The 14874-nt window shown below is 31.8% G+C and carries 9 protein-coding genes; 8 read left to right on the top strand and 1 reads right to left on the bottom strand.

Features of this window, described 5'->3' with window-relative positions; all coding sequences use genetic code 11:
* Nucleotides 1–105 precede the first annotated feature (105 nt).
* Entirely contained in the window at nucleotides 106–1536 is a 1431-nt protein-coding gene (locus tag DMB65_RS18610) for a hypothetical protein (RefSeq protein ID WP_110308137.1), read from the top strand.
* A 38-nt stretch (nucleotides 1537–1574) separates the two neighbouring features.
* Here DMB65_RS18610 and gltX read toward each other — a convergent pair whose 3' ends face one another.
* On the bottom strand, nucleotides 1575–3068 hold the full coding sequence (gltX, locus tag DMB65_RS18605) for a glutamate--tRNA ligase (protein ID WP_110308136.1): 1494 nt from the start codon (nucleotides 3066–3068) through the stop codon (nucleotides 1575–1577).
* Between the two features lie 164 nt (nucleotides 3069–3232).
* Between gltX and DMB65_RS18600 the strand changes: the two genes are divergently transcribed.
* The 7 genes from DMB65_RS18600 (at nucleotide 3233) to DMB65_RS18570 (ending at nucleotide 14864) form a co-directional block, all read left to right on the top strand.
* On the top strand, nucleotides 3233–6628 hold the full coding sequence (locus tag DMB65_RS18600) for a DUF4175 family protein (protein WP_110308168.1): 3396 nt from the start codon (nucleotides 3233–3235) through the stop codon (nucleotides 6626–6628).
* Nucleotides 6625–7044, top strand: a complete 420-nt coding sequence (gene ybeY / locus DMB65_RS18595; RefSeq protein WP_110308135.1) for an rRNA maturation RNase YbeY — start codon at nucleotides 6625–6627, stop codon at nucleotides 7042–7044. The genes DMB65_RS18600 and ybeY overlap by 4 nt, the downstream gene beginning before the upstream one ends.
* 414 nt (nucleotides 7045–7458) lie before the next feature.
* Complete coding sequence (gene mnmG, locus DMB65_RS18590; protein ID WP_110308134.1) at nucleotides 7459–9330, top strand: tRNA uridine-5-carboxymethylaminomethyl(34) synthesis enzyme MnmG; 1872 nt, start codon at nucleotides 7459–7461, stop codon at nucleotides 9328–9330.
* 677 nt (nucleotides 9331–10007) lie between these two features.
* Entirely contained in the window at nucleotides 10008–10856 is an 849-nt protein-coding gene (locus DMB65_RS18585) for a class I SAM-dependent methyltransferase (RefSeq protein ID WP_110308133.1), read from the top strand.
* Nucleotides 10857–11101: 245 nt separating this feature from the next.
* The gene (locus tag DMB65_RS18580; protein WP_110308132.1) at nucleotides 11102–11665 is read left to right on the top strand and encodes an OmpH family outer membrane protein; all 564 of its coding nucleotides are present in this window, start codon (nucleotides 11102–11104) and stop codon (nucleotides 11663–11665) included.
* A 102-nt stretch (nucleotides 11666–11767) separates the two neighbouring features.
* On the top strand, nucleotides 11768–14047 hold the full coding sequence (locus DMB65_RS18575; RefSeq protein WP_110308131.1) for a helix-turn-helix domain-containing protein: 2280 nt from the start codon (nucleotides 11768–11770) through the stop codon (nucleotides 14045–14047).
* Between the two features lie 52 nt (nucleotides 14048–14099).
* Nucleotides 14100–14864 (top strand): hypothetical protein, encoded by a 765-nt coding sequence (locus tag DMB65_RS18570; RefSeq protein WP_110308130.1) that lies wholly within the window; start codon nucleotides 14100–14102, stop codon nucleotides 14862–14864.
* Nucleotides 14865–14874 lie beyond the last annotated feature (10 nt).

The following is a 14874-nucleotide window of genomic DNA, read 5'->3' as shown; positions in this document are numbered from 1 at the left end:
TAAATTACGAAATTTCTTTTTATTTAAATTTTATTTGTTTAACCGATTTTTTTTGTTAAAATTTATTTTACTTTTGGTTCGTTAATTAAAACAATATAAAAATTTATGAAAAAAATACTACTTAGTATTGCCTTGCTTTCGTCTGTTTATTTATCTGCTCAAACTGTTATTGAAGAAAAGTATGAAAAAAAAAATAAACCACTAAGTTATTTTTTACTTTCTGATAGCAATTTATTTGTAATATCTAAAGGAAATAAAGGGGGTGGTTTGGTTAAAGCTGATGAGATTAATAGTATGTATACTTATGATGCTAATGGTTCAAAAAAAGTTCTTTTTACTGATAAGAAAGTAATTGGAACTATGTTTTCAGTAAATAAAGATGCTTTGTTAGTAACTGATATTTCTTCGGGAGTATTTAATTCAAAAACTAAATATTTAATTAACGATAAATATATTGAATTAGAAAAATCTGAGGTAAGAGATATGACTGGTTTTTATAGTGGATATGGTTTTTTTACAGCAAAAAATGAATTTTATTTAAAAAATAAAAAAAATGAATTTGATATTGACTTTGAAAAAGATGATATTTATTTAACTGTTAAAGATATAGTTACAAGAAAAAAAGAACTGTATAAAATAGAAAAACCTAGTTTAATTAAATTTATTGGACCTAATTTTATCAAAAGTAAGGAGAAATTTAGATTTAATTTAGTCGTTAATAAAGATGAAACTGTTGATTTAGATGGAAAATCTATTTCGAAAGACTATGCAAATACTATTCTGTATAAAACAAGATTTTCAAATGATGGAAAAAAAGTTGACGAACTAGTTTATGATTTAAAAATAGCTAATCATGTATTTCTTTATTCAAGAAATGGTGGAGGTGAATTTACATATGGAGGATATGATAACAAATTTCTCCATTTTAGTGACGATCTTTCCATTAATAATTATATTAAAGATTCTGAAACTGGAGATCTTTATATTTATGGATTATATGGAGATGAGTTTGGAAAATTGAATGATATGGCAAATCCTAAAGGGTTTTATATTTTTAAATTTGATAAATCAGGGAATAAAATTTGGGAATCAATCAATAAAATAGATGATGCTGGTTTCAATAGTCGACATGTAATGATTTCTGTTTTTGTTGACTTATTTCAATTAAATAACAATCTTTGTTTTAATATTAAAATAGGTGGTTTAAAGAGTTTTTTCAATTATAGTATTATTGATCAATCTTCTGGAAAAATAATTAAATCACAAAATATAGAATTTAATGAGACATTTGCTCATCCAAATAATATGAATAATTATGATTATGGAATAAATACAAGTCTAAAAGGGTTTAAAGATGTAAAATTTAGCTTTGAAAGTATTATAGCTATTAATTATTATCCAAAAATTGCAGATTACATAAAAAGTGTTAAATCAAAGAATGATTTATATTTTTCTTCTTATTTTTCTAAATTAGGTATTTGGTTATTTGAAACTGATAATAATCAATATTATAAAGTAACCTTTTTTAAAGATTAACATAAAAAAAGTCCCGATTTAATCGGGACTTTTTAGTTTTATAAGGTAGCAATTGCTTTCTGAATTCTAGAAATAGTTTCTTCTTTTCCTATGATTTCAACAATGTCAAATAGGTGAGGGCCCTTCAAAGCGCCAACCAAACTCAAACGGAAAGGCTGCATAACTTTCCCCATTCCAATTTCATTTTTGGTTAACCAGTCTTTTACAATTGCTTCAATATTTACTGAAGTAAAATCTTCGATATTTTCTAAAACTGAAATTAATTCCTGCATTAGTGTTGGTGTTTCTTCCTTCCAGTTTTTGCTTGCTTTTTCATCATAAGATGTTGGTGCCTGGAAAAAGAAATCAGTTAAATCCCAAATGTCAGTTGTTAAAAACAGACGTTCTTTTATTGATGATATTATTTTTTCAACAACTTTTCTATCTGCTTTAATTCCTTTTTCATCTAAAACAGATTGAAAAGTTTCAGCTAAATACGAATCACTTTTGTTTGATAAATAATAATGATTCACAGATTTAGCTTTATCAATATCAAATCTTGCGCCTGCTTTATGAACTCTGTTTAAGTCAAAAGATTGGCATAATTCTTCTAATGAAAAATATTCTCTTTCAGTTCCATCGTTCCAACCAATCATTGATAAAAAGTTTACCAAAGCTTCTGGTAAATATCCTTCACCTTTAAAACCTTTTAAATCTCTCCAATCTAAAGGAAACACAGGAAATCCTCCAACCTCACCATCACGTTTTGATAGTTTTCCTTTTCCACTTGGTTTTAAAATCAAAGGTAAATGAGCAAATTCCGGAGCATCCCAACCAAAAGCTCTGTACAATAAAACGTGAAGCGGCATAGAGGGTAACCATTCCTCACCACGAATAACATGTGAAGTTTCCATCAAATGATCGTCGACAATATTGGCCAAATGGTAGGTTGGCATTCCGTCACTTTTGAATAATACTTTATCGTCAAGAAGATTCGTTTCAAATTTTACATCACCACGAATGATATCTTTTAAGTGTAAAGTTTCGTCAACCGGAGTTTTAAAACGGATTACATAATGTTCTCCATTTGCAATTCTTTTAGCAGTTTCTTCAAGAGAAATTACTAACGAAGTATCTAATTTTTCACGATTTTGATGATTATAAATAAATGTTTTTCCTTCAGCTTCGTGCTGTTTTCTACAAGTATCCAAAGCTTCCGGTGTATCAAAAGCATAATATGCCCAACCAGAATTGATTAGTTGATCTGCATATTGTAGGTATAAATCTTTACGTTCACTTTGTCTGTACGGACCAAATTTTTCATTTTTCCCAACTGTTTCGTCAGGAGCAATTCCTAACCATTCCAATGCTTCCATAATATAAGCTTCGGCACCAGGAACAAAACGGGTTTGATCTGTATCTTCAATTCTTAAATAAAAAACACCATTGTTTTTTTTGGCAAATAAATAATTAAATAGGGCAGTACGAACTCCGCCAATATGTAATGCTCCTGTTGGGCTTGGTGCAAAACGCACACGAACTTGCTTTGACATTTTGTATAAATTTTGATGCAAAGATACGATATTAGTCAAAAGCCAAAAGTCGAAAGTCTGAAAGGTTTTTAGCTGTTTGCTAAACTTTTGACTTTCGACTTTTGACTTTCAGACTTATCGTTATAATTACTACTTTTATGGGTTATAAATCAAACAGATTCATTTTGAAAACAACGTCTGCCATATACGCAAAACTGGAAGCTTTTATTAAAAAATATTATACCAACGAACTCATAAAAGGGATTCTTCTTTTTACCGGTTTCGGACTTTTGTATTTTTTGTTTACGCTTTTTATAGAGTATTTCCTTTGGTTAAAACCACTCGGAAGAACATTTTTATTCTGGCTTTTTATTGGAGTAGAAGTTTTTCTTTTGTTTCGTTTTATTATGTTTCCAATATTTAAGTTATTCAAACTTCAAAAAGGAATCGATTATAATCAGGCTTCGACTATTATCGGAAACCATTTTACAGAAGTAAGTGATAAACTAACGAATTTTTTACAGCTATCCGCTTCTGATAATTCAGCAGAAAGTTCAGAATTAATGTTGGCATCGATAGAGCAAAAAGCAAATTCATTACAACCAATTCCGTTTGGGAATGCTATTAATTTTAATTCAAACAGAAAGTATTTACCCTTAGCACTTATTCCAATTTTGCTTTTTGCAGTGTTTTATATTTCTGGAAACAGCAATATTATTTCTCAAAGTTTAAATAGGGTAGTACATTTTAATGCTACATTTTTACCACCGGCTCCTTTCAAATTTGTCATTCTGAATACAAATTTACAAACTGAACAGAACAAAGATTTTGTTGTAAAAATGGAATCTATAGGAAAGGTTGTTCCCGAAAATGTCATGATTCATATTGGTGATGAAAGTTATTTTATGGAATCTTCCCAACCAGGAAAGTTCGAATTCAAGATTGAAAAACCGGTTGAAAATGTTTCTTTTTCTTTTGAAGGAAATTCAGTTTCCTCAGAAGAATACGAATTAAAAGTAATAACTGTTCCATCAATTGCCAACTTCGAAATGGTTTTAAATTTTCCTTCTTATTTAAAAAAGAAATCAGAAACGATTCAGGGAACCGGAAATGCAATTGTTCCGGAAGGTACTTTGGTAACATGGAAAATGAATACGCAGTCGACTCAGGAGATTGTTTGGAAGGATAAAAAAGCATTTTTAAAGTTTAATAAAGCAAAAAATGAGTTTAAATTGAGCAAAAATATTGCTCAAAATACAGAATATCAAATTCTTACTTCAAATAATAAGGTTAAAAACTACGAAAAATTGGATTATCAGCTATCTGTCATCAAAGATCAGCATCCAACAATTACCGTTGCACCAGCTCCGGACAGTTTAAAATTAGATAAAAATTATGTATTGGGAAGATTAGGAGATGACTACGGTTTATCAAAATTGCAGGTTGTTTTCTACGAGTATAACAAACCACAAACTGCAAAGCGCGGAACCATTCCGGTAAAGCAGGCAGTATTTGACCAGTTCGTTTTTTCTTTCCCAAGTAATTTACCTGTAGAAGAAGGAGTATCTTATGAATACTATTTTGAAGTTTTTGATAACGATGCACCACATGGTTTTAAGCGTACTAAGTCTTCTGTTTTTTCAGACAGAGTTGCTACAACAGATGAAGTTCATGATTTGGAATTGGAACAGCAAAATCAAAACATAAACGGCTTATCTAAATCATTAAAAAATCAAACCAAGCAAATTTCTGAAATGGATAAGATCCAGAATACAGGAAAAGAAAAAGATAATTTAGAATTTAAAGATCAGCAAAAGATCAATGATTTTATCAAGCGTCAGAAACAACAAGACGAAATGATGAAGCAGTTTGCGGAGAAGATGAACAAGAATTTAGATAAATTCAAAGACGATAAAAAGGATAAAACAGCAGAAGATTTGCAAAAGCGTTTAGATAATGCGGATAAAGATTTAGAGAAAAACCAGAAATTGTTAGACGAACTGAAGAACCTAAACGATAAATTAAATAGCGAGGAACTGTTTGATAAAATGGAAAAGTTTAAACAAATCAGTAAAAACCAATCCAGAAATTTAGAACAATTAGTTGAATTGACGAAACGTTTTTATGTAGAAAAGAAAGCAGGACAGGTTGCTGAGAAATTAAATAAACTGGCAGAAAAACAGGAACAGCTTTCTAATAAAGAAAAAGAAAACACTCAGGACAAGCAGGAAGAAATTAATAAAGCTTTTGATAAAATTCAGGAAGATTTAAAAGACTTAAAAGAAGAAAACAAAACGTTAAAATCTCCTTTTGATATTCCTTCTGATGCTTCTAAAGAAAAAGATTTGAAAGATGATTTACAAAAAGCATCTGATGAATTGAACAAAAAAAACACCTCTTCAGCTAAGCAAAAACAGAAAAGTGCTTCTAAGAAAATGAAGAGTATGGCTCAACAAATGAACTCCAGTATGGAAGGTGGAGAACAAGAACAATTAGAAGAAGACGTTGCAATGCTTCGTCAGATTCTGGATAATCTTCTGGCTTATTCATTATCTCAGGAAAATGTAATGAAACAATTTAAATCCATGAAATTGGGTTCTTCTATATATACGAAGAACATTAAAGTACAACAGAATTTAAAACAACAGTTCAAACATGTCGATGATAGTTTGTTTGCTTTGTCTTTACGTAACCCAAAAGTAGCAGAAGATGTAACTAAGGAAATTGGAAATGTACAATATAATGTAGACAAGTCAATTGAATCTTTGACAGACGTTCAGGTTCCAAAAGGAGTTTCGCACCAACAATATGCTGTTTCATCTGCTAATAAATTAGCTGACTTTTTGAGTGATTTATTAAATAACATGCAAATGTCTATGTCTAAACCAGGAGCTGGAAAACCAAAACCAGGACAAGGACAAGGAATGCAATTGCCGGATATTATTCAAAAGCAAAAAGGTCTTGCCGATAAAATGAAAGACGGAATGAAACCGGGTGATAAACCAGGAGATAAACCGGGACAAGGTCAGGGTCAAAAACCAGGACAAGGAAAAAGTGGTCAGGGAAAAGATGGAAAAGAAGGCCAGGGAAATAGTGGTAATAATGGCTCTTCTGGAAAAGAGGGTAAAAGTGGTAAAGGAGAAACAGAAGGAAAAGAGGGTGATGATGGAGAAGGGGACGCTGAAAAAATAATGGAGATTTACAAAGAGCAGGTAAAACTTCGTGAAGAGTTGCAAAAAGAGTTAGCTAGAAAAGGATTAGATTCTCAGGGAAGATCTGTTATTGAACAAATGAAACAATCTGAAAAGCAACTTTTGAATAAAGGATTTAAGAATGAGAACCTACAAAGAATCTTAAATATCCAACAAGAATTATTAAAATTAAATAATGCAGTTCAGCAACAAGGTCAGGATACGAAGCGTCAATCTGAAACAAACAAGGCTGAATTCACTAATAGAAGTAATGCGTTACCAAGCTCATTATTGGATTATTTAAATAGTGTAGAGATTTTAAATAGACAATCGCTACCTTTGCGCTCAAATTTTAACCAAAAGGTTCAAGAATATTTTAATACCAAATGATCAATTTTAATTACGAAACAGATTTTAATTTAGAAAACGAAGAAGCCTTTACTGATTGGTTGAGCGCTGTAATTGTTTCTGAAAAGAAAAACGAAGGAGAGATAAATTACATTTTTTGTGATGATGAATATCTTCATAAGATCAATGTTGAATATCTGAATCACGATACATTGACAGATATCATTAGTTTTGATTATACAGTTGGAAACGAATTAAACGGAGATATTTTTATTTCTATAGAAAGAGTAGAAGATAATGCAAAGGATTTTAATGTTTCTTTTGATGAAGAATTAAAACGAGTTTTAGCTCATGGTATATTACATTATTGCGGATATAAAGATAAAACAGATAAGGATGCAGAGTTGATGCGTTCTAAAGAAGATGAAAAGATAGCAATGTTCCACGTGGAACTATAACTTAAACATCTCTTTTAAAATTTAGAACTTATATGTTCCACGTGAAACATGTTTTTAAAATTTTAAGCCATTACGTTTATCAACTTCTATATGGAATGTTTTTTTAAATTTTAGGTTTTTATTGTGTTCGTTCCACGTGGAACATAAAAAAGTTTGTTTCAAGTTTAAGACTTAATTAGTTTGTTGTTCCACGTGAAACAGTTTTAATTCGTAGTTAGTAAATCAGAAAGTAATAAAAATGTTTCACGTGGAACATGTCTCAGGTTTACCGAATAGATGAAACGTAAATAATGGAGATAAAATATATGTTTCACGTGGAACATAGTTCAGGGGTAAATTTGAAACCTGAAACAAGATAAAGAATGTTAATTCTGAGAACTGACTTAACCGGTTTCCAGAGAATAATAAAACAAAATGTTTTTAGAAGAATACGATGTTATTGTGGTCGGTGCCGGCCATGCAGGATCTGAAGCTGCAGCTGCGGCTGCAAATTTGGGATCAAAAACTTTATTGGTTACAATGAGTTTGCAGAACATTGCACAGATGTCTTGTAACCCAGCGATGGGAGGAATTGCAAAAGGACAGATCGTTCGTGAGATTGATGCGCTTGGAGGTTACTCCGGAATTGTTTCAGACAGAACAGCGATCCAGTTTAAAATGCTGAATAAATCAAAAGGACCTGCGATGTGGTCGCCAAGAGTTCAAAGTGACCGTATGCGTTTTGCTGAAGAATGGAGAATGATGTTGGAGGGAACTCCTAATCTTGATTTTTACCAAGAGATGGTAAAAGGTTTGATTATAGAGAACGGAAAAATAAAAGGAATCAGAACTTCGCTTGGAGTTGAGATTCGTTCGAAATCTGTTGTCCTGACAAACGGAACTTTTTTGAACGGATTGATTCATATTGGAGACAAACAATTCGGTGGAGGAAGAGCGGGCGAAAGTGCCGCTTTCGGAATTACCGAAGATTTGGTTGCAGCAGGTTTTGAATCTGGAAGAATGAAAACAGGAACACCGCCCAGAGTTGATGGACGTTCTTTGGATTATTCTAAAATGAATGAAGAAAAAGGAGATGCGAAACCAGATAAGTTTTCGTATTCTGATTTGACCGTTCCATTGACCGAACAAAGATCTTGTCACATGACATACACGTCTTTGGATGTTCACGATATTTTGAGATCAGGATTTGATCGTTCTCCAATGTTCAACGGAAGAATCAAAAGTTTAGGACCAAGATATTGCCCTTCAATAGAAGATAAGATAAATCGTTTTGCAGATAAAGAAAGACATCAGTTGTTTGTAGAACCAGAAGGATGGAAAACATGTGAGGTTTATGTAAACGGATTTTCAACTTCACTTCCTGAAGATATTCAATTTAAAGCATTGCGTTCTGTTGCCGGTTTTGAGAATGTGAAATTCCTTCGTCCCGGTTATGCAATTGAATATGATTATTTTCCTCCTACACAATTGAAACATACTTTAGAAACAAAGTTGATAGAAGGCTTGTATTTTGCCGGACAGATAAACGGAACAACAGGATATGAAGAAGCAGCATCGCAAGGTTTAATGGCCGGAATAAATGCGCATTTAAAAGTGCATGAAAAAGCACCATTAATTTTAAAACGAGATGAAGCTTATATTGGAGTTTTAATAGACGACTTAATTACCAAAGGGACAGAAGAGCCTTATCGTATGTTTACATCGAGAGCTGAATATAGAACATTGTTGCGACAAGATAATGCCGATTTCAGATTAACGCCAATGTCGTATGAAATTGGTTTAGCTTCTGAAGCTCGCTTGCGTAGAATGGAAAAGAAATTGAATGAGTCTGAAAAGATGGTTCAGTTTTTTAAAGAAACAAGTGTATCGATTGCAGAAACAAATCCGATTTTAGAAGCGAAAGAAACAGCTCCAATTACGCAAGGTGATAAAATGTTTAAAGTGTTTTCCCGTCCGCAGATTGATTTGGAGGATATGCTGAAATTTGAAAAAGTAAAAGAGTATGTTTCTGAAAATAATCTGGATCAGGAAATTTTAGAACAAGCAGAAATCCAGGTTAAATATTCTGGTTACATCGAAAAAGAAAGAAACAACGCAGATAAATTAACAAGACTTGAGGAGGTAAAAATTCCTGAAAATTTTGATTACAATAAAATTAAATCCATGTCAATCGAAGCGAAACAAAAATTAAGTAAAATTCGTCCGATTACAATTTCTCAGGCATCAAGAATCAGTGGAGTTTCACCAAGTGATATTTCCGTACTTTTGATTTATATGGGAAGATAATTTTTGTTTCAGGTTTCAAGTTCCACGTTAAACTTAAACCTGAAACTTGAAACTTGAAACCTGAAACTTGAAATCTGAAACTTGAAATCTGAAACAAATTAAAATGTTCCACGTGAAACCATTTCTGAAATTATGAATATTGTACAGAAAGTATTTTGTCTGAAAGTGAAAAGACGATTATCTGTTAGCTTCGCAATACTGAATATCTGTTGCAATTTCGTTCAAAAACTTTTTAGCATTTTGAAATGTATTTAGAAAGTTTATCTGATTAGAAACATTTTTTAGCTGATCAAAAAAATGAAATAAAAGGCTGGATATTTACTTTTTTTAGAAAGAAAGAAAACTGGTTCGGATTTATGATCGAAAATCAATTTCAAGGAAAAGGTAATGGAACTTTTTTTGCTGAATGAAAAAAAACAATTTTGCTGATTTAAACGGATGGTGTATCGATCATAAAGATGATAAAAAGCAAAATGCTGAAAATTATAAATCACCTTTTTTTTTATCAAAAAGGACATTGAAATTTTTCAGATATCAGAATTGAAAAAAGGAATAATTTCAGCTGTCAAAATAAATTGGAAGAAAAAAGAATTATAAAAAAGGAAATCCTAAAAATGAAAATTTTCGTTTTTAGGATTTGTTATACAATAAACCAAAAAAATAAATAGAATTAAAAAATGGACGTTTTAAACAAAAAACATTTTCTTACTGTAAAAGACCATTCTGTTTCAAAAGAAATTTTCGATTTGTATTATGATGAAAATCTGGATATGCTGATTACATTTCCGCAGCCTGATTTAGAAAATTTGGGAAGATATTACGAAAGCGATGATTATATTTCGCATACAGACAACAAACGTTCTGTTTTTGAAAAAGCCTATCATTTTGTAAAAAACATCGCTTTAAAAAATAAACTGAATTTGATTAATTCCGAGCAATCTCAAAAAGGAAAAATTTTAGACATTGGTGCCGGAACCGGAGATTTTTTATTAACTGCAAAAAATAATGGCTGGGAAACTGTTGGAGTAGAACCAAGCGATCGTGCAAAAGAAATTGCAAAGAAAAAAGGAATTTTTTTTATAGAAGAAATCAGCGAACTCGAAAATAATTCTTTTGACGTGATTACGATGTGGCACGTTTTGGAACACGTTCCAAATTTAGAATTTCAAATCCAGGAATTGAAACGTTTATTGAAGCCAACTGGAACATTAATTGTTGCGGTTCCAAATTTCAAATCCTTCGATGCAAAACATTACGGAGAATTTTGGGCAGCTTTTGATGTACCCATTCATTTTTGGCATTTTTCAAAAAAAGCCATAAAATCTCTTTTTCAAAAAGTGGACATGAAATTAGAAAAAGTGCTTCCGATGAAATTTGATTCTTTTTATGTGAGTTTATTATCGGAAAAATACAAAACCGGAAAAATGAATTTTATAAAAGCATTTTTTATCGGTTTACAATCAAATTTAAAAGCATCGTCAACAAAAGAGTATTCATCCCACATTTATGTCCTAAAAAACAAGTAAAACGTGTTTTAAGCTTATTTAAGACAATATTTTCCTATAACCGAAGACAAACGTTATCTTTTTTTAGAAAACAGCTCTAAAAAGCGCTGTAAAAGTCAGTTTTAATAAGGTTAGGTTATAATGAATTATGCTATGATAATTAAAACTAATATCATAAAAATAGCCCATTTTTTAAACTTTATGTCGATGCTATTTATTTTTTTATATTTTTGTCTTTCATACATAAAAAAATAGAAATTCAGAAAATGAAAAAAGCATTAGTAATTATCGCACTTTCGGTTTTAGTTGTTTCATGTGAAAAAACAGCTGAAGTAAAGGAAGTAAAAACAGCTTACGTAGATACTTCGGTTTTGATGAAAGAGTACACTGAAGCAAAAGACCTTGAAGCAAAATACAAAGCACAATCAGAAGAAAAAGGGAGACAACTGCAAGCTGAGATAAACCGTTTTAAACAAGATGCTGCTAATTTTCAAAGTCAGGCACAAGCTAATGGTCAGGCCTGGGCGCAACAAAGAGGAGCGGAATTACAAAAAAGAGAACAACAATTAGGTTATGCTCAACAGCAATTAGCACAGCAGTTACAGCAAGAAAGCGGAGTTGAGATGGACTCTCTTGTAAGCGGTGTGAAAAAATTCATCAAAGAGTACGGCAAGAAAAACGGATATTCTTATATTTATGGAACAGGTGATGCTGCAACAGTTTTATATGCTGAAGATAAATACGATATCACAAAAGAAATTATCAAAGCTTTAAATGAGAAATATAAAGCTGAGCCAAAAGCTGAAACTAAAGAAGAAACCAAAAAATAATAACCAAAATTAAGGGACTATTTTAAAACCTAAATCTAATTAACAGATTTAGGTTTTTTTATTTATAAAAATGCGATACTTTTAGTTTTCAATATACGCCCAATGCAAAACGTTTCAGAAGCAGCTGCTTACACTTTACAATTTATCAATCAAACGCAAAAATCGATATTTCTTACCGGAAAAGCTGGTACGGGAAAGACTACGCTATTGCGAGAAATTATAGCTACAACCCACAAAAATACTGTAGTTGTGGCACCTACAGGCATTGCAGCCTTAAATGCTGGGGGAGTAACCATTCATTCGATGTTTCAGTTGCCTTTTTCAGCTTTTATTCCGTCTTACGATGTCAATCCACAGTTTACTGATACTGTGAAATTTGAGAATAAAGAAACCTTGCGCAGACACTTCAAAATGAATAATTTGAAGCGTAATGTAATCAAAAATATGGAGTTGCTTATTATTGATGAAGTGAGTATGCTTCGCGCTGATCTGCTTGATGCAATTGACTTTATGATGCAGACTGTTCGCAGAAATTCGAAGGCTTTTGGAGGTGTTCAGGTGCTTTTTATTGGTGATTTATTGCAGTTGCCACCCGTAATCCGTGATGAAGAATGGCGAACATTACGAAATTACTACAAAGGAAAATTCTTTTTTCATTCACATGTAATTCAGCAGTATCCACCATTATACATTGAATTATCCAAGATTTACCGTCAGACCGATGATGATTTTATTTCGGTTTTGAACAATCTGCGTAACAATCAGATTTCTTCGCAGGATGTTCAGTTCCTGAATCAATATGTAAAGCCAGATTTTGACTTAAAAAATAATCCCGGCTATATTACTTTAACCACACATAATGCCAAAGCTGATTCTATTAATGAACAGTCAATAAACGATTTAGCAGGAAATGAATACACTTATCAGCCATTTATTGTTAGTGATTTTCCTGAGAAAATTTTCCCTGTAGAAGAAAATCTAAAACTGAAAGTAGGTGCACAGGTCATGTTCGTTAAAAATGATTTATCTTTTGAAAAACGTTATTTTAATGGAAAAATGGGTATTATTAAATCCCTTTCCCCTGAAGAAATCTTCGTTCATTTTCCTGAAGAAAATAAAACAATCGAAGTTGAAAAATACGAGTGGAAAAACATTCGGTACAAAGTAAACGAACTCACCAAAGAGATAGAAGAGGAAGTTTTGGGTACTTTTGCACATTATCCTTTAAAATTGGCCTGGGCAATTACGGTACATAAAAGCCAGGGACTAACTTTTGATAAAGCAGCACTCGATGTATCGCAAGTTTTTCTTCCTGGACAAGCATATGTAGCATTATCGCGTTTGCGTTCCTTAAACGGTCTTATTCTGCTTTCACAGATGCAAATGAACGGGATCTCTAACGATCAGGATGTAATGGATTATGCCCTAAACAAAGCAACAGATGATACTCTCAAAAAATCTTTACATTTCGAAACCAAAAAATTTATACATAACTATTTGATTAACAGTTTTAATTGGGCAGATCTGGCTCAGGAGTGGCGAAATCATCGTTTTAGTTATAACGAAAATGCCGTCGCTTCAGAAAAATCAAAGCATGCTATTTGGGCGCAAAAACGATTAGAAGCGATTGACATGCTTATTGATCCGGCACAGAAATTTATTAATCAGCTGAATAAGATTTTTAATAAGGAAACGGTCGATTTATTTTTTGTTAAGGAAAGAGTAGAAGCTGCATATGATTATTTCTTTAATCCAATGGATAAATTAGTAACCGATCTTCTGATGAAAATGGCTGAAATCCAGAAATTTAAAAAAGTAAAAGAATATTACGAAGAATTAGCAATCCTGGAAGATTTGCAGACGAAAGCCGTTTTGCGTCTCATGAAAGCTAAATTACTCATTGAAATTGTTGTTTCAGGAGAAACCATCTGTAAAGAAAAGCTTTCATCATCAGCAATAAAAAACTTTAAGATAAATAAGCTTGATAAGATTCGTGAAGATTATAAAATGACCTCTACCGATATTTTTAAGGACGATGAACCGGTCGTTCGTTATACATCAGCAAAAATCGACAAAATCAACCCTAAAACAAACAAAAAAACCACTGTAGAGGAAACATATGATTTATGGATTCAGAAGCATTCTGTTAAAGATATAGCCCGCTTACGGACACTTACAGTTCAAACTGTCGAAACGCATTTGATTAAGCTAATTCAGGCAAAGAAAATAGAGATTTCTGATGTGCTCCCTTATGATAAAATTTTAGCATTAAAAGAAGCTTTTCAATCCTATCAGGAAGAATCTTTGAACGGTTTAAAAGAAAAGTATGGTGAGGAATTTACCTGGGTTGAATTAAAAATGTTTAAAGCAAGCATTAATTAAGTTCTTAAGAGAAATGTTCCACGTTAAACAGAGGATATTAGCGAATTAGATTATGAAGAAAATAAAAATTATATGTTTATTTCTGGCTGTATTTTCAAATAATTTTATCGAAAGTCAGAATTTGAAACCAGAATATAAAAAGTTTATAGAACTTTTTATCGAGAATGTAAAAAACAACAGAATAGAGGCGGTTGCAGATGTAATTACTTATCCGCTTAAAAGAGAGTATCCTGTTCCCGAAGTTAAAAATAAAACAGAATTCTTAAAACGGTATAATGAAATTTTTGATAATATATTGAAGAATGAAATCATTAAATCTAATACTGCAAATGACTGGTCAGAAGTGGGATGGAGAGGAATAATGCTCAATCAGGGTACAATTTGGATGGATACAAACGGGAAACTGACTGCTATAAATTATCAGTCAAAATTCGAAGAGGAATTAAAAAAACAAATTATTGGCAGTGAGAAAATAACACTGCACGCCTCAATTACAAAGTTTAAAAAGCCTGAATGCATTTTAGAAACAGCTAAATTTAGAATTAGAATTGACGATTTGGGTAATGAAAATTACAGATATGCCTCATGGTCGATTAAAAAAAGTATGAGTGAAAAACCAGATTTAGTGTTATTTGATGGAAAATGGTTTCAGGATGGAACAGGGGGTAATCATCATTTTGAATTTAAAAAAGGCCAATATGTTTACGAATGCTATATTACTCCCTTGAGAGAAAAGGGTGCAGCACCGGCAAGTTTGACAATTTATCTGGAAAATAAAGTTATCCTTTCGCAAGAAGCCAAAATTGTTCCACAATAAACAAAAAACC

The sequence above is a fragment of the Flavobacterium cheongpyeongense genome (assembly GCF_003202435.1).
GTDB lineage: Bacteria > Bacteroidota > Bacteroidia > Flavobacteriales > Flavobacteriaceae > Flavobacterium > Flavobacterium cheongpyeongense.
Note: the sequence above shows the minus strand (reverse complement) of the source record. Positions and strands in the feature narration are given on the sequence as shown.

Coding starts and splice junctions, on each gene's coding strand:
- DMB65_RS18585 (WP_110308133.1), top strand. CDS start 10,008: ATGGACGTTTTAAACAAAAAACATTTTCTTACTGTAAAAGACCATTCT.
- gltX (WP_110308136.1), bottom strand. CDS start 3,068: ATGTCAAAGCAAGTTCGTGTGCGTTTTGCACCAAGCCCAACAGGAGCA.
- DMB65_RS18580 (WP_110308132.1), top strand. CDS start 11,102: ATGAAAAAAGCATTAGTAATTATCGCACTTTCGGTTTTAGTTGTTTCA.
- DMB65_RS18610 (WP_110308137.1), top strand. CDS start 106: ATGAAAAAAATACTACTTAGTATTGCCTTGCTTTCGTCTGTTTATTTA.
- mnmG (WP_110308134.1), top strand. CDS start 7,459: ATGTTTTTAGAAGAATACGATGTTATTGTGGTCGGTGCCGGCCATGCA.
- DMB65_RS18575 (WP_110308131.1), top strand. CDS start 11,768: ATGCAAAACGTTTCAGAAGCAGCTGCTTACACTTTACAATTTATCAAT.
- ybeY (WP_110308135.1), top strand. CDS start 6,625: ATGATCAATTTTAATTACGAAACAGATTTTAATTTAGAAAACGAAGAA.
- DMB65_RS18570 (WP_110308130.1), top strand. CDS start 14,100: ATGAAGAAAATAAAAATTATATGTTTATTTCTGGCTGTATTTTCAAAT.